This is a genomic window from Paraburkholderia denitrificans, assembly GCF_042655705.1.
GTDB lineage: Bacteria > Pseudomonadota > Gammaproteobacteria > Burkholderiales > Burkholderiaceae > Paraburkholderia > Paraburkholderia denitrificans.
In genome coordinates this window covers 18,143-39,450 of the sequence record NZ_JBHSMP010000045.1, presented here as the reverse complement: position 1 = coordinate 39,450, position 21,308 = coordinate 18,143, and the positions used below count along the sequence as shown (strand labels likewise).

The window sequence follows — 21,308 nt, the reverse complement described above, 5'->3', positions numbered from 1 at the left end:
CGCAGTCAAAACTCCTTGACACCGAACGCCCACAGGCGTCCAGGCACCGCCCGGCGCACGTTTTCCGGGCGCCGCCCCCTGACGGGATCGCCGCTCGCTACCTGGAAACTGCCAGGAAAGTGCCTGGAAACCACGGTGAAGCTGCGCGGAAGCCGACCAGGAAGCGACGCGGAAGCGGCCAGGACAGTATGACAACGTCCGGGAATCGCGCGATTCGCCTTATAATCCGCGGCACTATCGATAAACGTCATCATGCCGTCCACCGCCACCCCTACCCCCAGCGCAACTACCCTGCTTGCCCCGATCGCCGCTGACATGGAGCAGGTCAACCGCGTCATCCGGCAAAGCCTGGCGTCCGAGGTGATGCTGATCAACCAGATCTCCGAGTACATCATCGGCGCGGGAGGCAAACGGCTGCGCCCGGCGCTGCTGCTGCTCGTGGCTGGCGCGCTCGGCGACCGCAGCACGCACCGGCACTCACTCGCCGCCGTGGTCGAGTTCATCCACACGGCGACGCTGCTGCACGACGACGTGGTCGACGAATCCGACCTGCGGCGCGGCCGCCAGACGGCCAATGCGCTGTTTGGCAACGCGGCGAGCGTGCTGGTCGGCGATTATCTGTATTCGCGCTCGTTCGAAATGATGGTGGGCGTGGGCAAGATGCGCGTGATGGAAATCCTGTCGCAAGCCACGACGATCATCTCCGAAGGCGAAGTGCTCCAGCTCCTGAACATGCACGACGCCGACGTGGACGTGTCCCGCTACATGCGCGTGATCCGTTACAAGACGGCGAAGCTCTTCGAGGCTGCGGCGCAGCTCGGCGCGGTGCTCTCGGGGTCGGATGCACGCACCGAGGAAGCGGCTGCGGAGTTCGGCCGCCGCATCGGCACGGCGTTCCAGATCATGGACGACTGGCTCGACTACGCAGGCACGGCCGAAGCGATGGGCAAGAACGCCGGCGACGATCTGCGCGAAGGCAAGCCCACGCTGCCGCTCATCTGGCTGATCGAGCACGGCACGGCAGCGGAATCGGCGCTTGCGCGCGAAGCCATCGAGCAAGGCGGCACGACGCGCTTCAATGAAATCTTCACGGCGATCACACGCTCGGGCGCGCTCGATCACACGCTCGCGTGCGCGAATGCCGAGGCACAGGCCGCCGCCGATGCAATTTCAGCGTTCCCCTCTTCCATTTACAAAGATAGCCTGCTAGAATTATGTTCTTACTCGACGACGCGCCAGTCTTGAAGAAGACGAAGCGAGCTGTAAAGTCTAATTGAGTAGCAGGATGAATAGCAGGAAATTTCGGGGTGTAGCTTAGCCTGGTAGAGCGCTACGTTCGGGACGTAGAGGCCGGAGGTTCGAATCCTCTCACCCCGACCAGAATTTCGAAAAACCGCACACATGTTGTGCGGTTTTTTTTTGCCTGCTTTCCAAGGCTTGCTTCTTGAGGCTCAAGGCGCACTTCGAAGGCTCACTTCGCGCCTGCCGCGCGACCGGGATGGCCCAAGTCCCCGTGCACCGTCCGCCTCTGTGTGCACTCCAACGCCGGCTGCATCGCAGCGCCAGTCCCGCAAGACCCCCTCTGCTATAGTCATCTCATCCGTTTCACTCACTCTGACATTCACGACGCGTGGACCAAATTCCTTTATGGGCGCAAGTTTGCGCCGTCTTACTCCTGCTCATCGGCTCCGGCTTCTTCTCCATCTCTGAAACGTCGATGATGGCGCTCAACCGTCATCGACTGAAATATCTCGTCAACCACGGCGCGCTCGGCGCGAAGACCGCGCAAAACCTGCTCGGCCGCACCGACCTGCTGCTCACGGTGATCCTGATCGGCAACAACCTGTTCAACACGATCATCCCGGTCCTCACCACCTCGATCGCGCTGCGCACGTTCGGCCATGACAATCTGGTCCTGTCGATCGCGACCGGTATCGTCGCATTCCTGATCATCGTGTTCGCGGAAATCATGCCGAAGATCGTCGGCGCGACCTTCCCCGAGAAGATCGCCCTGCCCGCGAGCCTCATGATCGCGCCGCTCATGCGCGTCACCAAGCCTGTCGTGTGGTTCGTGAACCAGTTCGCGAACGGCGTCCTGCGCCTGTTGCGCATCAACACGAGCCAGGGTCGCGACCAGCGCCTCTCGACCGAGGAACTGCGCACCATCGTGCTCGAATCCGGCAGCTTCATGCCGACCAAGCACCGCAGCATCCTGCTGAACCTGTTCGATCTCGAAAACATCACCGTCGACGATGTGATGATCCCGCGCCGCCGCGTCGAGGCGCTCGACTTCGAAGCGCCGCTCGAAGACATCCTGCATCAGCTCGAAACCTGCTATCACAACAAGCTGATCGTCTATCAGGGCGATATCGACCGCGTGCTGGGCGTGCTGCACGTGCGCAAGACGCTATCCGCGCTGCACAACCGGCAAGTGGACCGCGAGACGCTGCGCGAGCTGCTCGCCGATCCCTACTTCGTGCCGACCGGCACGCCCGTGTTCCAGCAGCTTCAGTACTTCCAGGAAAGCCGCCACCGCATCGCGCTCGTCGTGAACGAATACGGCGAGATGGAAGGCATCGTCACGCCGGAAGACATCATCGAGGAACTGATCGGCGAATTCACGACGACGCTGCCGAGGAGCGGCGCAGGCCGCGGCGGCTGGAACGAGGACGGCGAATGCATCGTGCCCGGCAGCATGCCGTTGCGCGAACTGAACCGCTGGCTCCACCTGACGCTTCCCACCGACGGACCGAAGACGCTCAACGGCCTGATCCTCGAAGCGCTCGAAGAGATTCCAGAAGGCGACGTGTGCGTGCAGATCGGCGACGCGAAGCTCGAAGTGCTGCGCAGCGACGATCAGGCCGTGCGCACGGTGAAGCTCTTCAAGCCGGGCGTGAACCCGCCGAAGAAAACGAAGAAGCTGCTGTCGCGCCGTTAGCCGTCTGGCTGAATGGCGCGCGAGCCGTGCGCCGTTCGATGATGGAGCCGTTCCTTGTTCGAGGTGGCTCCGTCCGATGTTTTCCATTCCTGATCGTTTGGCGTCGAGCCGCGTATTCGCGGCTCTTCAGTCTGCGGCGAGCGGCGGCGCGCCGCGCCCCGCGGTGCCCGCGCCGCTCTTCGCCACTCCCGCAGCGGCGGCTGCATCGGCCACACCCGCTGCCTCGGCGGGCGTCGACGACGCTCCCGCCGTGCGTCTCCTCACCGACATGCTGAGCGTTGCGGCACGCCGCAACGCCTCCGATCTTCATGTCGAGCCGCTCGAGCACGGCTGGCGTATCCGGCTGCGCATCGATGGCGTGCTGCACGAGGTGGCGCGGCCGCCCAGGCATCTGCGCGATGCGTTCATCACACGCGTCAAGGTGCTCGCACGCATGGATATCGCCGAGCGGCGCGTTCCGCTCGACGGCCGTCTGCGGCTCATATCGCCGCTGCCGACGCAAGCCGCCGAAGACTATCGCGTGAATTCGCTGCCCACGCTGTTCGGCGAAAAGCTCGTGTTGCGGCGGCTCGAAGCGTTGCCCGAGAACCTCACGCTCGCGGCGCTCGGGCTCGACGAAGCACAGCGGCAGAGCGTCGCCGATGCGATCCGCGCACCGCACGGCCTCGTGCTCGTGACGGGGCCGACCGGCAGCGGCAAGACGCTCTCGCTGTACTGCTTTCTGCAGATGCTCAACAACGACTCACGCAATCTGTGCTCGGTGGAAGATCCCGCCGAGATCCAGCTCGCGGGCATCAACCAGGTCAACGTGCGCGAGAAGGCCGGGCTCACGTTTGCCGTCGCCCTGCGCGCACTGCTGCGCCAGGACCCGGACGTGATCATGATCGGCGAGATTCGCGACGAGGAAACCGCGAGCGTCGCGGTGAAAGCCGCGCAGACCGGACACCTCGTGCTCTCGACACTGCACACCAACGACGCGCCCGCGGCTGCCGCGCGCCTGATCGATATCGGCGTCGAGCCTTATAACCTCGCGGGCGCGCTGCGGCTCGTCACGGCTCAGCGGCTCGTACGGCGGCTATGCCCGCAATGCCGCGTACCGGCCCGGGAATCGGCGGCAGCGTTGCGCGCGGCCGGGCTGGACGGCGATCAAACGATTTACGAAGCATGCGGCTGCGAATCGTGCCATGGCATCGGATATCGCGGGCGCATCGGAATCCATGAGGTCATGCCAGTCACGGCTGCGATGCGCGAACGGATCGTCGCGAAGCAAGGTGCACACGTCATTGCACAGCAGGCGCGCGCGGACGGCGCGGCGACGCTGCGCGAAGCCGCACTGGCACGCGTACGCGACGGCACGACGAGCCTCGCCGAGGCGCTCTCGGCCACGGATTCGCCATGACGCCCGCACGCCCCCATCCGGATCGCGCGCCTTCTGAATGGCGGTTCGCCTGGCACGGCGTTGACGCGACGGGCGCACCCAGGCGCGGCACGTCGATCGCTATCGACGCCGCCGCCGTGCGCGACGCGCTCAAGCGCGAACGCATCACGGTCACAGTGCTCGCGCGACAGCGCGCGGCACCGGTCCCACACGCCAGTCCCGCGGACATCACGCGTTTCACACGCCAGTTGTCGAGCCTCCTGCGCGCCGGCCTGCCGCTTGCGCCTGCACTCGACCTGCTTGCACAGTCACCGGGACCGCAGGGCATGCCGCGCATCGTCGGCACGCTCGCGCGCGATATCGCCACCGGCATGCGCTTCTCCGATTCACTCGCACGCCATCCTCAGCGTTTCGGCGCACTGTATTGCCAGCTGGTGGCGGTCGGCGAGGCGTCGGGCGCACTGCCCGCCGTGCTCGCGCGTATCGCCGACGATCGCGAGCGCGCCGCCGCGCAGCGTGCCAAAGTGCGTGCCGCGCTCACCTATCCGGTTGCCGTGCTGTTGCTCGCGGTCGCGATCACGGCGGCATTGCTCATCTGGGTCGTACCCACGTTCAAGCAGATCTTCGAAGGCTTCGGCGCGGCATTGCCAGCGCCCACGCAGTTCGTGCTGATGCTGTCAGCGGGAGCGGCACGATGGAGTCTGCCCGTCACTGCGTGTTGCGCGACAGCCGTGTTCGCAGCGCGCGTCGCGATGCGACGCTCCGCGCGCGCTCGCATCGCCTTCGGTCGCCTCGCGCTGAAACCGCCGCTCGTGGGCACGCTGCTCACCGCACTCTGCGCGGCGCGCTGGAGCCGGGCGCTCGGCACGCTACTCGCGGCGGGCACACCGCTCGCCGACGCATTCGACTCGCTCACCCATGCCAGCGGCAACGCTTACTTCGACCACGCGACTGCGGGCGTCAGCGCACGGCTGCGGCATGGCGAGCGGCTCGCGGCCGCCATGCGCGCTGCCGGCTGCTTTCCTGCCGAAGTGATCCAGCCGGTTGCCGTCGCTGAAGAGTCGGGTGCGCTCGACGCGATGCTGCTCGACGTCGCGTCGCTCGCCGACCGTCAGGTTGACGAAAAAATCGGGCTGCTTTCGAGTTTGTGCGAGCCGCTCGTGATCGTCGTGCTCGGCGCGCTCGTCGGCGGACTTGTCGTCGCGATGTATCTTCCTATCATTCAACTCGGCAACGTGGTGTAGCATCGCTGCCAGATTCCAATACCTCTCATGCCCGCTCATATTCTGTTCACTTCCGGGTTCGCGTCTGACGGACCACTCGGTGCGTTGCCGCCCGCCGTTCTGGCGTGCCTGGCAATCGTGCTGGGGCTCGTCGTGGGCAGCTTTCTGAACGTGGTCGTGCATCGCCTGCCGATCATGCTCGAACGCGCCTGGCGCGCCGATGCCGCCGATGCCGCCGCCTCCGCTGGTTCCGGCGACGCCGCGGAAACCACCGGCGAGCACCTCGCCGACGACGGCCTGCCCAGCCGCTACAACCTGTGGCTTCCGCGCAGCGCCTGCCCGCACTGCGGCCACGTACTGCGCGCGTGGGAAAACATTCCCGTGCTGAGCTGGCTCGTACTGCGCGGACGCTGCAGCCACTGCCGCGCGCGCGTGAGCATTCGCTATCCGCTCATCGAACTCGCGGGCGCGATTTGTGCGCTGCTCGCACTCGCCGTGTTCGGCCCTTCGGGCAAGGCGCTGGCCGCGTTCGCCCTGTGCGCGGCGCTGATTGCCGCAAGCGCGATCGATCTCGAACATCAGATGCTTTACGACGAAATCACGCAGCCGATGCTCTGGGCCGGACTGATCGTGAATCTGTCCGGCACGTTCGTCAGCCTGCACGATGCCGTGATCGGCGCCATCGCGGGCTATCTCGCACTCTGGTGCATCTACTGGCTGTTCCGGCTGTTGCGCGGCATCGAAGGCATGGGCCAGGGCGATTTCAAGCTGCTGGCCGCGCTTGGCGCTTGGCTCGGCTGGGGCGCGCTGCCCCAGATCGTCGCAATCGCCGCCGTCGCGGGCGCCGTGATCGGACTCGCGGCCACATGGACCGGTCGCATGCGCTTCGAAGAGCCGCTGCCGTTCGGTCCGTATCTCGCGTTGGGCGCGTTTGTCATGCTGTTCGCAGGCACGCCGCTCTATTTTGTGTGGGGGAACTGATCGATGTTCTCAGTCGGACTGACAGGAGGCATCGGCAGCGGCAAATCGACTGTGGCGGATCTGTTTGCGGCACGCGGCGTGCCGGTGATCGACACCGATCTGATCGCCCATCGGATCACGGCGCCCCACGGCGCCGCAATGCCACAGATCCTGGAACAATTCGGACCCGAATTCGTCGCATCCGACGGCTCGATGGACCGCGCCCGCATGCGCGCGCTGGTCTTTAGCGACGAATCGGCGCGCAAGCGGCTCGAAGCGATCACGCATCCGCTGATCCGCTCGGAGACCGAGCGGGCGTCGCGCGCGGCGAGCGGGCCCTATGTGATCGTCGTGGTGCCGCTTCTCGTGGAATCCGGTACCTGGAAGCAGCGCGTCGACCGTGTACTCGATGTCGACTGCAGCGTCGAGACACAGATCGCACGCGTCATGCGCCGCAATGGTTTCACGCGCGAGCAGGTGCTCGCCATCATCGCGCGCCAGGTCACGCGCGAGGCGCGTCTCGCCGCGGCCGACGATGCCGTGCTCAACGACGGCGCATCGCTCGAAACACTCGGCCGCGACGTGGACGCACTGCACGCGAAGTACATCGCGCTTGCGCTCGCACAGGAACAGGCAGCAGGCCCGCACGCCTGAGCTACAGCAGCCTCGGCAAGATTGCGACCGTAGTCTTGCGGCATTAGAATGTGCTGCAATCCTTCACCGACCACGCCAGAGGCGAGCGCGCTTGATTCTTTACGAGTATCCCTTCAACGAGCGAATCCGTACGCTGCTGCGCCTCGAAGACCTGTTCGAGCGCTTCACGTTTTTCCTGACGCAGGAGGATCCGAGGGAACACCACGTCGCGCTCACCACGCTTTTCGAAATCGCGGAAGTCGCAGGCCGCGCCGACCTCAAGTCGGACCTGATGAAGGAACTCGAAAGGCAACGTCAGACGCTCGCACCGTTCCGCGGCAATCCCGGCATCGAACAGAACGCGCTCGAAACCGTGCTCGGCGAAATCGAGCAGACACTCGCGGGCCTCACGCAGATGCAGGGCAAGACCGGCCAGCATCTCTCCGAAAACGAGTGGCTCACGAGCATCCGCAGCCGCGCGATCATTCCGGGCGGCACCTGCAAGTTCGACCTGCCGTCGTACTACGCATGGCAACAATTGCATCCCGACCAGCGCCGTCAAGACATCGCCAAGTGGGTAATGCCGCTGCTGCCGCTGCGCGACGCGGCCTCGATCGTGCTGCGTCTCGCGCGCGAATCGGGTCAGGCGTCGAAGGTGATGGCGATGCAGGGCAGCTACCAGCAGATGCTCGCGGGCCGTGCCTATCAGCTGATGCAGGTACGCGTGGCACCGGATTTGCGCATGATCCCGGAAGCGAGCGCCAACAAGTACATGCTGTGGGTGCGCTTCACCGTGCAGGACGGCGATCTGCGGCCGCGCGCCGTCGATGTCGACGTGCCGTTCCAGCTGACGCTGTGCAGCCTTTGATGTCGCGTCGCGGCAACATGTTCACCAACGCGGCAGCAGCCGGCTAAGCAAATGGTCACCGTCGTCAAATGTCCGACTTGCGGCAAGGATGTCCGCTGGGTGCCGGAAAACCGGTTCCGCCCGTTCTGCTCCGAACGGTGCAGGCAGATCGACCTGGGCGCCTGGGCCGCCGAAAAGTACCGCATCGGCGGTAACGACGAAGAGACGCCGCCCGACGACGCGCCCCCCACCGACACGCGCCAGTAATCGGGCCAATACACAGGTCAATAAGCTGGCCAACAAGCAGGCGCACGAAAAGCAAAAAGCCGCTACGCGATTCACGCAGCGGCTTTTTTTTGTCGCCTCACTCGGCTGCCAGCAATTCCAGCACGGGAATGGCGGCTGGCAGAAGCGGTTCGACGCTCGCCGGCAGCGACTGCCAGACGAACGCCTGGCCCTCGCGTCCGTGCGGCTCGCCGCTCCACTCGGTCACCTTGCAGAAATAGAGGCGCACGTAGGCGTGCGGGTAATCGTGTTCGAGCGTGTGCCACAGATGGCACGCCTTCACGTCGATGCCCAGTTCCTCGTGCAGCTCGCGCGCAAGCGCCGCCTCGACCGACTCGCCCGCCTCCAGCTTGCCGCCCGGAAACTCCCAGTAGCCCGCGTAGGGCTTGCCGTCGGGGCGCTGCGCCAGCAGATAGCGGCCATCCGGCTGCACCATCACGCCAACCGCCACTTCGGTTACCGGCCGCATCTGCGCCTTACCTGCTCCGTTGGCGCCGCTCATGTGTCTTGCACCTTCTTGCCCGACCAGTCGCGCGCGAACTGCCACGCGACGCGGCCCGAGCGCGAGCCGCGCTCCAGCGCCCAGACGAGCGCGTCGCCGCGCGCGGCTTCGACATCGGCGTCGCCACAGCCGAAATGGCGCAGCCAGTGGCCGACGATCGTCAGATAGTCGTCCTGCTTGAACGGATAGAAGCTCACCCACAGGCCGAAGCGCTCGGACAGCGAGATCTTCTCCTCGATCACCTCGCCCGGATGGATTTCGCCGTCCGGCATGTGCCGGTACGTCTCGTTCTCGCTCATGTACTCGGGCAGCAAGTGGCGGCGGTTCGAGGTCGCGTAGATCAGCACGTTGTCGCCCTGTGCGGCCACCGAGCCGTCCAGCGCCACCTTGAGCGCCTTGTAACCCGATTCGCCTTCCTCGAACGAGAGGTCGTCGCAGAACACGATAAAACGCTCGGTGCGCCCCGAGATCAGATCGACGATGTCGCCCAGATCGTGCAGATCGTCTTTATCGACTTCGATGAGGCGCAGGCCGTCGTTCGCGAATGCGTTCAGGCACGCCTTGATCAGCGAAGATTTACCCGTGCCGCGCGCACCAGTGAGCAGCACGTTGTTCGCGGGCTTCTGCTGCACGAACTGGCGCGTGTTGCGTTCGATGAGATCTTTCTGGCGGTCGATGTTCTGCAGGTCGTCGAGCGTAATCGGCGACACCGACGGCACCGGCTGCAGATAGCCGCGGCCCTGACGCTTGCGCCAGCGAAACGCCACCGCCGCGTTCCAGTCGACGACCGGAGCGGCCGGTGGCAGCACCGCTTCGAGGCGGCCGATCAATGCTTCGGCGCGGGTCAGAAACTGTTCGAGCTTGTCCATGTGCGTAAAGGCTTGAAGAACCGTAAGCCGCAGGATCAGGAGCGGTAGTCGGCGTTGATGCTCACGTAGTCGTGCGAGAGGTCGCAGGTCCAGACCGTGGCCTGCGCATCGCCGCGGCCCAGCAGCACGCGGATCAGGATCTCGCTCTTCTTCATGACGCGCTGGCCGTCTTCCTCGCGATACGCCGGGTTGCGCCCGCCGCTCTTCGCGACGAGCACGTCGTCGAGATAGAGGTCGATCTTGCCGACATCGAGATCCGTCACACCCGCATAGCCGATCGCGGCCAGGATGCGGCCGAGGTTGGGATCCGACGCGTAGAAGGCCGTCTTCACGAGCGGCGAGTGGCCGATCGCGTAGGCGATCTGGCGGCATTCGGCGACGTCCTTGCCGCCTTCGACCTGCACCGTCATGAACTTCGTCGCGCCTTCGCCGTCGCGCACGATCAGCTGCGAGAGCGTCTGCGCGACTTCGGTCACGGCATCGCGCAGCGCCGCATAGGCGGGCGAGTCCGTCGACGTGATGGCCGGCAAGCTCGACTTGCCCGAGGCGATCAACATGAACGAGTCGTTCGTCGACGTATCGCCGTCGATGGTGATGCAGTTGAACGAGCGGTCCGCGACGTGCTTCACGAGTTCGTCGAGCACCGGCTGCGCCACGTTCGCATCGAATGCGAGGAAGCCGAGCATCGTCGCCATGTTCGGCTTGATCATGCCCGCGCCCTTGCTGATGCCCGTGAGCGTGACCGTGTGGCCATCGATCACGACCTGGCGCGACGCGGCCTTCGGCAGCGTGTCGGTGGTCATGATCGATTGCGCCGCGTCGTACCAGTTCGCGGTCTTGCGGTTCGCGAGCGCGGCAGGCAGGCCGGCCTTCAGGCGGTCGATCGGCAGCGGCTCCAGAATCACGCCCGTCGAGAACGGCAGCACCTGCGCGGGCTCGATGCCCGCGAGACGCGCGAGTTCATCGCAGGTCGCGCGCGCGTCGGCAAGACCGGGCTCGCCCGTGCCCGCGTTCGCGTTGCCCGTGTTGATGACGAGCGCGCGGATTCCCTTGCCGCCGCCGCGCACCTTCGCGAGATGCTCGCGGCACACCGTCACTGGCGCCGCGCAGAAGCGGTTCAGCGTGAACACGCCCGCGACGCTCGCGCCTTCGTCGACGGAAATCACGAGCACGTCCTTGCGGTTGGGCTTGCGGATGTTGGCTTCGGCCCAGCCAAGCGTCACGCCGGCCACCGGATGAAGTTGCGCGGGATCGATCGAGGGAAAATTGACAGCCATGGTGGCGACCTGTCGAAAAGGCAATGCCGACCGAGGCGCTTTCAGCCTGGCCGGCATTGGGAATCAAAAGGCAAGGCCCGGAAACGAAGTCCGGGCCACGGAATCAACTGCAAGGTCAACGGCGGCGCCAACTGCAGAGCCGCGTAAAACTAACAGCGGCGCGTGTACGTACGGTACGCGCGCCGCCCGGCATCACGCGATCTTGCCGTGGCACTGCTTGTACTTCTTGCCGCTGCCGCACGGGCACGGATCGTTGCGGCCCACCTTCGGCATGTTCTGGCCGTCCGGCGCGGCGGCGTGCGCGTGGCTCATGGCCGCGCCGACCATCGCCGCAGCCGCATCGGCCGCAACCGGCGCCGCCGCCACTGCATCGGCTTCGGCGAATTCCGCGTGGCGGAACTCGACATTATCGACGAGATGACCGCCCTGCTCGTCCATCTGTTCGGCGGCCTCTTCGAGCTGCTCGGGCGACTGGATCTGCACGTTCATCACGATCTTCGTGACTTCGTTCTTCACGGCGTCGAGCATCGCGGCGAACAGTTCGAACGCCTCGCGCTTGTATTCCTGCTTCGGATTCTTCTGCGCATAGCCGCGCAGATGGATGCCCTGGCGCAGATGGTCGAGCGCCGCGAGGTGTTCGCGCCAGCTGCGGTCGAGCGTCTGCAGCATGACCGAGCGCTCGAATGCGCTGAACGATTCGCGTCCGACGAGTGCGACCTTCTGCTCGTAGGCTTCGTCGGCGGCGGCGAGCACGGCTTCGAGAATCTCGTCGGCGTCGATCGACGACGACTCGTTGATCATCTCCTGAATCGCCAGGTCGAGCTGCCATTCGTTGCGCAGCACTTCCTCCAGCTCGGGCACGTCCCACTGTTCCTCGATGCTGCCCGCGGGCACGAACTCGCGCACGAGTTCGGACATCACGCCGTGACGCATCGCGCCGATGGTTTCGGTGATGTCGTGCGCTTCGAGCAGTTCGTTGCGCTGCTGGTAGATCACCTTGCGCTGGTCGTTCGACACGTCGTCGTATTCGAGCAGCTGCTTGCGGATATCGAAGTTGCGCGCTTCGACCTTGCGCTGCGCCGACTCGATCGAACGCGTGACGATGCCTGCCTCGATCGCCTCGCCTTCGGGCATCTTCAGGCGGTCCATGATGGAACGCACGCGGTCGCCAGCGAAAATGCGCAGCAGCGGGTCTTCGAGCGACAGATAGAAGCGCGACGAACCCGGATCGCCCTGACGGCCCGCACGGCCGCGCAGCTGGTTGTCGATACGGCGCGACTCGTGGCGCTCGGTGCCGATGATGTGCAGACCGCCGGCGGCCTTCACATGATCGTGCAGCGTCTGCCATTCGTCGTTGAGCTGCTGGATGCGGCGCGTCTTTTCGTCGTCGGCAATCGATTCGTCGGCCTCGATGAACGACGCCTGCTTTTCGGCGTTGCCGCCGAGCACGATGTCGGTACCGCGGCCCGCCATGTTCGTGGCGATCGTGATGCGCTGCGGACGGCCCGCTTCGGCGACGATTGCCGCTTCGCGCGCGTGCTGCTTCGCGTTGAGCACTTCGTGCGGCAGCCCGGCCTTCGTGAGCAGGTCGGAGAGCAGTTCGGAGTTTTCGATCGACGTCGTGCCGACGAGCACCGGCTGACCGCGCTCATAGCACTCGCGGATGTCGCGGATCACGGCGTCGTAACGCTCGCGGGCGCTCTTGTAGATCTGATCCTGCTTGTCGGCACGCTTGGGTACGCGGTTCGTCGGGATCACGACGGTTTCGAGGCCGTAGATCTCGTTGAATTCGTACGCTTCCGTGTCGGCGGTGCCGGTCATGCCCGACAGCTTCCCGTACATGCGGAAGTAGTTCTGGAACGTGATCGAAGCGAGCGTCTGGTTCTCGCTCTGGATCTTCACGTGTTCCTTCGCCTCGACGGCCTGATGCAGGCCATCCGACCAGCGGCGGCCGGACATCAGACGGCCGGTGAATTCGTCGACGATGATGACTTCGCCGTTCTGCACCACGTAGTGCTGGTCCTTGAAGAACAGCGTGTGCGCGCGCAGGGCCGCGTACACGTGGTGCATCAGCGTGATGTTCTGCGGCGCGTAAAGGCTTTCGCCATCGCCGATCAGGCCCCACTCGGAGAGCATGCGTTCGGCCTTCTCGTGGCCGGACTCCGTGAGGAACACCTGGCGGCCCTTTTCGTCGAGCGTATAGTCGCCCGGCTTTTCGACGCCCGTGCCGTCGGCCTTCTCTTCGCCGATCTGGCGCTCGAGCAGCGGCGGCAGCGCATTCATGCGCACGTAGAGTTCGGTGTGATCTTCGGCCTGGCCGGAGATGATGAGCGGCGTGCGCGCTTCGTCGATCAGGATCGAGTCCACTTCGTCGACGACGGCGAAGTTCAGCGCACGCTGCACGCGCGCGTCGGTCTCGTAGACCATGTTGTCGCGCAGGTAGTCGAAGCCGAACTCGTTGTTCGTGCCGTACGTGATATCCGAGCTGTACGCCTGCTGCTTCATAGCGTGGTCCATCTGCGACAGGTTCACGCCGACGCTCAAGCCCAGGAAGTTGTACAGGCGGCCCATCCATTCGGCGTCGCGCTGCGCGAGGTAATCGTTCACCGTCACGACGTGCACGCCGCGCCCGGAGAGCGCGTTCAGGTAGGCCGCGAGCGTTGCGACGAGCGTCTTGCCCTCGCCGGTGCGCATTTCGGCGATCTTGCCGTAATGGAGCACCATGCCGCCGATCAGCTGGACGTCGAAGTGGCGCATCTTGAGCACGCGCTTGCTGGCCTCGCGGCAGACCGCGAAAGCTTCCGGCAGCAGCTCGTCGAGCGACGCGCCGTTCGCCACGCGCTCGCGGAACTCAACGGTCTTCGCGCGCAGTTGCTCGTCGCTGTACTGCTCGATCTGCGGTTCGAGCGCATTGATCGCCGCGACCGTCTTCTGATATTGCTTGATCAGGCGCTGATTGCGGCTGCCAAAGATTTTCTGTAAGAAACCGGTGGTCATCGGATCGGTGTCTGCGTCGCGGCTTCGGTCGGGATTCGTGCGTGGTTTTCGGCGTTCAACCTGCCAAACCTGCGGCTGTACCCGAATCGGAAAGACCTCGGCGGCTTAAGCCCAAAATGGTGGATTCGAATCGGGCATTTTAGCACGCACCCTCATGCCCGCTTATGTCAGCGGCAAGACGAGATGGCGCGCCAAATGCCCGCACGGAAAGCCTCCCGGCTGTGTGGGCCCGGCTGTATGGCCTGCCTGCTGGCAGGTCCGGGCCAGACGGCCGGAAGGCGCGTGGGCGCTTGCCGTGCAAGCTACAATGGCGGCAATTGCACGCGACGTTACGTGTGCGCCCGTCCTCTTCCCAACATGAGCCGTTTCTCGCCATTTTCAAGGCCGTCTGCGCCGCGCTACGCCCAGCCCGTGAGCGAACTGCTAAGCCGCACCGACGCGTTCGCGCCGCTGCGCGCCGGCGTCGAGCAGATGGCGGCGATGCAGCGCGACCTCGACGCACTGCTGCCCGATTACCTCGCGGCGAGCGTAGAGCCGGGCTTCATCAAGGACGGCAAGCTCGCGCTCTTCACCGCCCATAATGCGCTCGCGGCGCGGCTGCGGCATCTGGAACCGCGCCTCGTTGCCGATCTGCAGGCGCGCGGCTGGCCGCTCGACGCCGTGCGTATCCGCGTGCGTCCGCAGTCGGTCAAGGAAACGAAACCGCCCAAACAGGCGCGCATGACGCCGGTCGGCGCGGCTGCGCTGCGGGCGCTCAGCGAGGAATTGCCGCCTTCGCCGCTGCAAATCGCGCTGGCAAAAATGGCGGCGCGCCATTCGAACAAGCGCTGATCCGCGCTAGCCGGTTATGCAGCGATAGCGGCACACGGCGATGCGAGCAGGAATTGATGCAGCGAGAAATGAAGCGCTGAAATTGAAAAAGGGCGGTATGTTGCCGCCCTTTTCGCTGATCGTCTGACGCGTTCGCGCTCAGGCGAATGCGGTCTGCGCTTCGTAGCCGAAGCCGCGCGGCGCCTTGTGCATGTCGTCGAAGGTGACGATCTCGTAAGCGTCTTCGTGCTTGAGCAATTCGCGCAGCAGCAGGTTGTTCAGGCCGTGGCCCGACTTGTACGCCGTGTACGACGCGAGCAGCGGGTGCCCCACCACATAAAGATCGCCGATGGCGTCGAGCATCTTGTGCTTCACGAATTCGTCGTCGTAGCGCAGGCCGTCGTTGTTCAGGATGCGGTATTCGTCGAGCACGATCGCGTTGTCCATGCTGCCGCCGCGCGCAAGGCCCAGCTCGCGCATCATTTCAACCTCGTGCGCGAAGCCGAACGTGCGGGCGCGCGCGATTTCGCGCACATACGACGTGTTGGCAAAATCGACTTCGAGCGCCTGGCCCGTCTTGTCGACAGCCGGATGGCGAAAATCGATCGTGAACTTGAGCTTGAAGCCGAAATACGGATCGAGGCGCGCGAACTTGTCGCCCTCGCGGATTTCCACGGGCTTCTTGACCTTGATGAATTTCTTCGCGGCGTTCTGTTCTTCGATTCCGGCCGACTGGATCAGGAACACGAACGAGGCCGCGCTGCCGTCCATGATCGGAATTTCCTCGGCGGTCACGTCGACGTAGAGGTTGTCGATGCCAAGGCCCGCGCACGCGGACATCAGGTGCTCGACCGTCGAGACGCGCGCGCCGTCTTTCTGCAGCACCGACGCGAGACGCGTATCGCCAATCGACATCGCCGACGCGGGAATATCCACCGGCGTCGGCAAATCCACGCGCGAAAACACGATGCCCGTATCCGGCGCAGCCGGACGGAGCGTCAAGTCGACTTTGCGGCCCGAGTGCAGGCCGATGCCGACCGTTTTCACGATCGATTTGATGGTTCGCTGCTTCAACATGACTCTGCCCATTGAAAATCCCAATCGGGATTTTTTAACTAATAGCGCGAATTATACTCCAGATATAGGGTTTTCGCTGTTTCCCTCAGCGTGACAATCTGTTTCCCGCTATTACGCGAGCGGGAAAAGCAGCGGAGCCGATGTCCGAAACGGAGGCGTTTTCGGTCATCGGCCCGCCTGGTGCGACGTAATGGCCCGTCACATTTGCGCCGTCGGCTCGTTGCGCTGCGGCAACGTGTCGCCGGTCGAAGCGCTCATTCGGGCCTCAACGTTGCGTGGATGTTCGACACATCCCTTACTTCGAACTTGCCGGGTGCTTCGACATCCAGCGTCTTGACCACGCCGTCGTCGACCACCATTGCGTAGCGCAGGGAGCGAATGCCCATGCCACGCGCCGACAAATCCTGCTCCAGACCAAGCGCCCGGGTGAATGTTGCACTGCCGTCGCCCATCGCGCGTACCTTGCCCGCGGTACGCAGATCGCGTCCCCACGCGCCCATCACGAACGCATCGCTAACCGACACGTACCAGATTTCGTCGATGCCAGCCGGGGCAATCGCCTCGGCCCACTCGACGTATCCCAGCACCTGTCTCGCCGAAGTCGCGGGCGTGAATGCACGCGGCAATCCGAAGATCACCACGCATTTGCCCGCCGCCTCTTCACGCACGCTCAGGCTTTTCGGCCCCTGCGTGCAGCCTTCGTGCATGTCCTCGACGAATTCGTGGAGGTTCACGTCCGGCAGCGATTCACCCAGTTTGATCACTACTCGTCCTGCTACTCGTCCTTCGCATCGGTGCATCAGCGTTCAATGCGCGACATCCCGCCATTATCTGCCATCAGGCTTTCAGGATCGTCAGACGGCACGCCGTCCGCCGCTCGCATAAAGCTCGCACAAACGCAGCGGGCAACCATCCCGACCGTACGTCCTCGCGGACACGGCCCTGCTGGCTTTCATTGCGACGCGTCGCGCGCGTCGGCCGGAGCTGGCGTATTACCTGGCGACCAAAGCAGGCATGCCGACCGGAGCCGCGCTTTACCGCCCGCTCAGGTCCCACATCGCTCACTCAGATCTCGCCGTACTCACTCCGGCCTGGCCGCACCGCACGCTGGTCCCATGTACGCCAGCCCTCAGTCCGCCTGCTTGCGCAGGAACGCCGGGATATCGTACGTATCGACGCCCTTTTCCTGCAGCGCCTGAACGTGCGAAGCCGCGGTGTCGCGCGACGTGCGCCACACAGCCGGCGTATCGAGCGCGCCGTAATCGGCCGTCGTGCCCGCCGAGGACTGCGGTGCGTACGACTGCATCGCCGGAACCGGATGGTTGTCCGTGCCGGTACGCAGCAGCGTCATCGGCGCCGCCGACTGCTGCTTCTTCGCCGCGCGGCCGAGGCCCGTCGCAACCACCGTCACGCGCAGCGCGTCGCCCATCGCGTCGTCGTACACCGCGCCGAAGATCACCGTGGCGTCTTCCGCCGCGTAGCTCTTGATGGTGTTCATCACTTCGCGCGTTTCCGACAAACGCAGCGAACGGCTCGACGTGATGTTGACCAGCACGCCGCGCGCGCCAGACAGATCGACGCCTTCGAGCAGCGGGCTCGCCACGGCCTGTTCGGCAGCGAGGCGCGCGCGATCGACGCCGGCCACCGTCGCCGTGCCCATCATCGCCTTGCCCTGCTCGCCCATCACCGTCTTCACGTCTTCGAAGTCGACGTTCACCAGACCGTCGACGTTGATGATTTCGGCGATACCGGCCACTGCGTTGTTCAGAACGTCGTCCGCGCACTGGAAGCACTTGTCCATCTCGGCGTCATCGCCCATCACGTCGAACAGCTTGTCGTTGAGCACGACAATCAGCGAGTCGACGTGATCCTCCAGTTGCTGCGCACCGGCTTCTGCCACGCGCATACGCTTGCCGCCTTCGAACTCGAACGGCTTGCTCACGACGCCAACAGTCAGAATGCCCATTTCCTTGGCGATCTGCGCCACGACCGGGGCTGCGCCCGTACCGGTGCCGCCGCCCATGCCCGCGGTGATGAACACCATGTGCGCGCCGAGCAGTGCGTCGGCGATGCGCTCGCGTGCTTCTTCAGCCGCCAGGCGGCCCATTTCCGGCTTCGCACCGGCGCCAAGGCCAGTGTTGCCGAGCTGGATCACGGCCGATGCGCGCGAGCGCGAAAGCGCCTGCGCATCCGTGTTCATCACGATGAAGTCGACGCCCTGAACGCCGCGGTTGATCATGTGCTGCACGGCATTGCCGCCAGCGCCACCTACGCCCACCACCTTGATGATGGTGCCGTTGGTTTCCGTTTCCAGCATCTGGAATTCCATGTTGCCTCCGTCAAGAAAGAGATACCGCTCTTCGGCCGTTATCCGCAGGAAGATCGGGCAACCTCCCTGTGCGCGCCGGCCGCCGTCACCGGCGCGTATTCTCATCTGTTAATCGCTTGTTCCCTGCTTGTTCCCTGCTTGTTCACTGCTTGTTTCCAGCCCTGCCGTCAGAAGTTGCCGAGGAACCAGTCCTTCATCCGCGAGAAGACCTGGCCCATTGATCCCGACTGCACTGCAACCTTGCGACCGCGCATGCGCTGCGAGCGGCCTTCCGCGAGCAGGCCCATCGCCGTCGAGTAGCGCGGATTGCGCACGACGTCCGCGAGACCGCCCGCATACTCCGGCACGCCGATGCGCACCGGCTTGAGGAAAATGTCCTCGCCGAGTTCGACCATGCCCGGCATCATCGCGGCGCCGCCCGTCAGCACGACGCCCGAACTCAGCAGTTCTTCGTAACCCGACTCGCGCACGACCTGTTGCACGAGCGAGAAAAGTTCTTCCACGCGCGGCTCGATCACGGCCGCCAGCGCCTGACGCGACAGCGTGCGCGGACCGCGCTCGCCGAGCCCCGGCACTTCGATCATCTCGTCCGGGTCGGCCAGCGCCTGCTTCGCGATGCCGTAGCTCACCTTGATGTCTTCCGCGTCGGGCGTCGGCGTACGCAGCGCCATCGCGATGTCGCTCGTCACCTGGTCGCCCGCGATCGGAATCACCGCCGTCTGGCGAATCGCGCCTTCGCTGAAGATCGCGATGTCGGTCGTGCCGCCGCCCACGTCCACCAGCACGACGCCGAGTTCCTTCTCGTCCTCGGTCAGCACCGCGAGCGACGACGCCAGCGGCTGCAGGATCAGATCGTTCACTTCGAGGCCGCAGCGGCGCACGCACTTCACGACGTTCTGCGCCGCGCTCACCGCGCCCGTGACGATGTGCACCTTCACTTCGAGACGGATGCCGCTCATGCCGATCGGCTCGCGCACGTCTTCCTGGCCGTCGATGATGAATTCCTGCGTGAGGATGTGCAGCACCTGCTGGTCGGTCGGGATGTTGATCGCCTTCGCGGTCTCGATCACGCGCGCGACGTCCGCCTGCGTGACTTCCTTCTCCTTGATCGCGACCATCCCGCTCGAATTGAAGCTGCGAATATGGCTGCCCGCGATGCCGGTAAACACGTTCGTGATCTTGCAGTCGGCCATCAGCTCCGCTTCTTCGAGCGCGCGTTGAATGGACTGCACCGTGGCCTCGATATTCACCACGACGCCCTTCTTGAGCCCCTTCGATTCGCTCTGGCCGAGTCCGATCACCTCGTAGTGGCCTTCGCCCTTCAACTCGGCGACAACGGCCACCACCTTCGACGTCCCGATGTCGAGGGAGACCAGCAGATCTTTGTAGTCTTTACTCATAGCGTGCTCGTTGCGTGTGATGTGCTGTTACTTCTTGCCGGTGGCCGTGTCGCTGATAAAGCGCATGCCGGCCGCTCGAATCGCAAATCCATTCGGATAGCGCAAATCCGCATACTGGACGTCTTCCCCCCAACGTTGCGTGACCGCCGCCCATGCCGCGATGAGCCGGCGCGAGCGCTCCCCGAGCGTGTCCGCGTTGCGCTCGCGGCCGAGTTCCACCTGCGTGCCGTTCGAAAGCTTTACGGTCCATGCGTAGCGCGGCGAGAGCGTCACTTCGTCCGGGGTGAGGCCAAGAGGCGCAAACCATTTGACGAAATCGCGGTAACGCGCAACGACCTCTTTCGCACTGCCTTCAGGACCGTCGAACGCGGGCAGTTCGTCGTCGAGTTCGGCCTGGTTCGCGGTGAACAACTCGCCGTCCGTGCTCACGAGCTGATCGCTGCCCCAGGTGGCGATCGGCTTGTACTCTTCGAGGTTCACCGCCAGCGCGTTCGGCCACACGCGACGCACGCTCGCGTGGCGCACCCACGGCATCTGCTCGAATGCCTGGCGCGCGGCATCGAGATCGACGGTGAAGAAGTTGCCTTTCAGACGGCCAACCACGCTCGCCCGTACGGTCGGCGCATTGATGTGGTCGGTGTCGCCCTCGATGCGGATTTCGCGCAGCGCAAAATTCGGCCGCTGCACCAGCCAGAAACCGCCGGCCACCAGCAATGCAAGCGCGAGAAGCGCATGCATTGCATTGGCGGCGAGGTTGAGCTGGCGTACGTTATTCCACATGTCGAGATTGTTGCGTCAGTTGGCTTAATTCAATTCGTCGGTAAAGGTCCGTTAGTGGCGTCAATCCTTCAACGTAAGCGCGAGCACCTGCACGACCAGGTCCTGATACGAGATGCCGATGGCGCGCGCCGCCTTCGGCGGCAGCGAGTGATCGGTCATGCCCGGCGCCGTATTCACCTCGAGGAAATACGGGTTGCCCGCGCCGTCGATCATGAAATCGGCACGGCCCCACTCGCTGCAGCCGAGCACCTCGAACGCGAGCCGCGCGAGCTTCTTCAGGCGCGCCTCTTCCTCCGGCGCCACGCCGCAAGGAATCAGGTATTGCGTGCTGTCGAGCAGATACTTCGCGTCGTAGTCGTAGAACTCGCCCGCGGGCACGATCTTGATGAGCGGCAAGTCGAGGTCGCCCGCGATGCACGCGGTGTACTCGCCGCCGCCTTCGATGCTCTTCTCCACCAGCACGATCTTGTCGAACTTCGCGGCCTCTTCGAGCGCCGGTGCGAGTTCGGCGGCGCTCTTCACCTTGATGACCGCAACGCTGGAACCTTCGCACGCCGGCTTCACGAAGAGCGGCAGGCCGAGCTTCGCCACGATGGCAGGCGCCTTCGCCGCGTAGTCGTCGTCGCGCAGCACGGTTTCGAACGGCGGCGTCGGAATGCCGAGTTGCTGCCACACGAGCTTGGCGCGGAATTTGTCCATGCCGAGCGCCGAGCCGAGCACGCCCGTGCCCGTGTAACGGATGCCCTCGAAGTCGAGCGCGCCCTGGATCTGGCCGTTCTCGCCGTAGCCGCCGTGCAGTGCGTTGAACGCGCGCACGAAGCCCTCTTCCTTGAGCGCCGAAAGCGGCCGCTCGGACGGGTCGAACAGATGTGCGTCGATGCCTGCGCCACGCAGCGCTTCATACACGAGGCGGCCGGACTTGAGCGACACCTCGCGTTCGGCGGACACACCGCCGAACAACACCGCTACCTTGCCGAACCGCTTGGGATCAATGTCGCTCATC

General features: G+C 64.6%; 19 protein-coding genes and 1 tRNA gene. 10 read left to right on the top strand and 10 right to left on the bottom strand.

The features are described from left to right. Positions 1–252 precede the first annotated feature (252 nt). The 9 genes from ACFPTO_RS24770 (at position 253) to ACFPTO_RS24730 (ending at position 8,246) form a co-directional block, all read left to right on the top strand. Positions 253–1,245 carry a polyprenyl synthetase family protein gene (locus tag ACFPTO_RS24770; protein ID WP_377715683.1) on the top strand — a complete coding sequence of 331 codons (993 nt, stop codon included), beginning with the start codon at positions 253–255 and terminating at the stop codon, positions 1,243–1,245. Between the two features lie 58 nt (positions 1,246–1,303). After that, positions 1,304–1,380 (top strand) — tRNA-Pro (locus ACFPTO_RS24765). Between the two features lie 250 nt (positions 1,381–1,630). Further along, entirely contained in the window at positions 1,631–2,938 is a 1,308-nt protein-coding gene (locus ACFPTO_RS24760) for an HlyC/CorC family transporter (protein WP_377715681.1), read from the top strand. A 76-nt stretch (positions 2,939–3,014) separates the two neighbouring features. Further along, a complete protein-coding gene (locus tag ACFPTO_RS24755) occupies positions 3,015–4,337 on the top strand; it encodes a GspE/PulE family protein (protein ID WP_377715679.1) in 1,323 nt (440 codons plus the stop codon). Beyond that, positions 4,334–5,560, top strand: a complete 1,227-nt coding sequence (locus ACFPTO_RS24750) for a type II secretion system F family protein (protein WP_377715677.1) — start codon at positions 4,334–4,336, stop codon at positions 5,558–5,560. The genes ACFPTO_RS24755 and ACFPTO_RS24750 overlap by 4 nt, the downstream gene beginning before the upstream one ends. A 27-nt stretch (positions 5,561–5,587) precedes the next feature. Then, positions 5,588–6,520 (top strand): prepilin peptidase, encoded by a 933-nt coding sequence (locus ACFPTO_RS24745; RefSeq protein ID WP_377715675.1) that lies wholly within the window; start codon positions 5,588–5,590, stop codon positions 6,518–6,520. 3 nt (positions 6,521–6,523) lie between these two features. Further along, positions 6,524–7,153 carry a dephospho-CoA kinase gene (coaE, locus tag ACFPTO_RS24740; protein WP_377715673.1) on the top strand — a complete coding sequence of 210 codons (630 nt, stop codon included), beginning with the start codon at positions 6,524–6,526 and terminating at the stop codon, positions 7,151–7,153. A 91-nt stretch (positions 7,154–7,244) separates the two neighbouring features. Then, a complete protein-coding gene (gene zapD / locus ACFPTO_RS24735) occupies positions 7,245–8,000 on the top strand; it encodes a cell division protein ZapD (RefSeq protein WP_293042848.1) in 756 nt (251 codons plus the stop codon). A gap of 51 nt (positions 8,001–8,051) precedes the next feature. Further along, positions 8,052–8,246: a DNA gyrase inhibitor YacG gene (locus ACFPTO_RS24730; protein ID WP_377715671.1), complete on the top strand. Its 195-nt coding sequence runs from the start codon at positions 8,052–8,054 to the stop codon at positions 8,244–8,246. Positions 8,247–8,343: 97 nt separating this feature from the next. On the opposite strand, the gene mutT is transcribed toward ACFPTO_RS24730, so the two are convergent. The 4 genes from mutT to secA form a co-directional block, all read right to left on the bottom strand. Further along, positions 8,344–8,766: an 8-oxo-dGTP diphosphatase MutT gene (gene mutT, locus ACFPTO_RS24725; RefSeq protein WP_377715669.1), complete on the bottom strand. Its 423-nt coding sequence runs from the start codon at positions 8,764–8,766 to the stop codon at positions 8,344–8,346. Then, positions 8,763–9,635, bottom strand: coding sequence for an ATP-binding protein (locus ACFPTO_RS24720; RefSeq protein WP_377715667.1), 873 nt, complete (start codon positions 9,633–9,635; stop codon positions 8,763–8,765). The genes mutT and ACFPTO_RS24720 overlap by 4 nt, the downstream gene beginning before the upstream one ends. A 35-nt stretch (positions 9,636–9,670) precedes the next feature. Further along, on the bottom strand, positions 9,671–10,912 hold the full coding sequence (argJ, locus tag ACFPTO_RS24715; protein ID WP_377715665.1) for a bifunctional glutamate N-acetyltransferase/amino-acid acetyltransferase ArgJ: 1,242 nt from the start codon (positions 10,910–10,912) through the stop codon (positions 9,671–9,673). 192 nt (positions 10,913–11,104) lie between these two features. Continuing rightward, positions 11,105–13,909, bottom strand: a complete 2,805-nt coding sequence (gene secA / locus ACFPTO_RS24710; RefSeq protein WP_377715663.1) for a preprotein translocase subunit SecA — start codon at positions 13,907–13,909, stop codon at positions 11,105–11,107. Positions 13,910–14,266: 357 nt separating this feature from the next. Here secA and ACFPTO_RS24705 point away from each other — a divergent pair, with 357 nt between their 5' ends. Continuing rightward, positions 14,267–14,740, top strand: coding sequence for a DciA family protein (locus ACFPTO_RS24705; RefSeq protein ID WP_377715661.1), 474 nt, complete (start codon positions 14,267–14,269; stop codon positions 14,738–14,740). A 138-nt stretch (positions 14,741–14,878) separates the two neighbouring features. Here ACFPTO_RS24705 and lpxC read toward each other — a convergent pair whose 3' ends face one another. The 6 genes from lpxC to ACFPTO_RS24675 form a co-directional block, all read right to left on the bottom strand. Beyond that, complete coding sequence (gene lpxC / locus ACFPTO_RS24700) at positions 14,879–15,796, bottom strand: UDP-3-O-acyl-N-acetylglucosamine deacetylase (protein WP_296655422.1); 918 nt, start codon at positions 15,794–15,796, stop codon at positions 14,879–14,881. Between the two features lie 254 nt (positions 15,797–16,050). Then, positions 16,051–16,560, bottom strand: coding sequence for a peroxiredoxin (locus ACFPTO_RS24695; protein WP_377715659.1), 510 nt, complete (start codon positions 16,558–16,560; stop codon positions 16,051–16,053). Positions 16,561–16,925: 365 nt separating this feature from the next. Beyond that, a complete protein-coding gene (gene ftsZ, locus ACFPTO_RS24690) occupies positions 16,926–18,125 on the bottom strand; it encodes a cell division protein FtsZ (RefSeq protein ID WP_377715657.1) in 1,200 nt (399 codons plus the stop codon). 167 nt (positions 18,126–18,292) lie between these two features. Next, positions 18,293–19,525: a cell division protein FtsA gene (gene ftsA, locus ACFPTO_RS24685; protein ID WP_296655414.1), complete on the bottom strand. Its 1,233-nt coding sequence runs from the start codon at positions 19,523–19,525 to the stop codon at positions 18,293–18,295. A 27-nt stretch (positions 19,526–19,552) separates the two neighbouring features. Next, positions 19,553–20,305 carry a cell division protein FtsQ/DivIB gene (locus ACFPTO_RS24680; protein WP_377715655.1) on the bottom strand — a complete coding sequence of 251 codons (753 nt, stop codon included), beginning with the start codon at positions 20,303–20,305 and terminating at the stop codon, positions 19,553–19,555. A gap of 60 nt (positions 20,306–20,365) precedes the next feature. Further along, positions 20,366–21,307, bottom strand: coding sequence for a D-alanine--D-alanine ligase (locus tag ACFPTO_RS24675; protein ID WP_377715653.1), 942 nt, complete (start codon positions 21,305–21,307; stop codon positions 20,366–20,368). Position 21,308 lies beyond the last annotated feature (1 nt).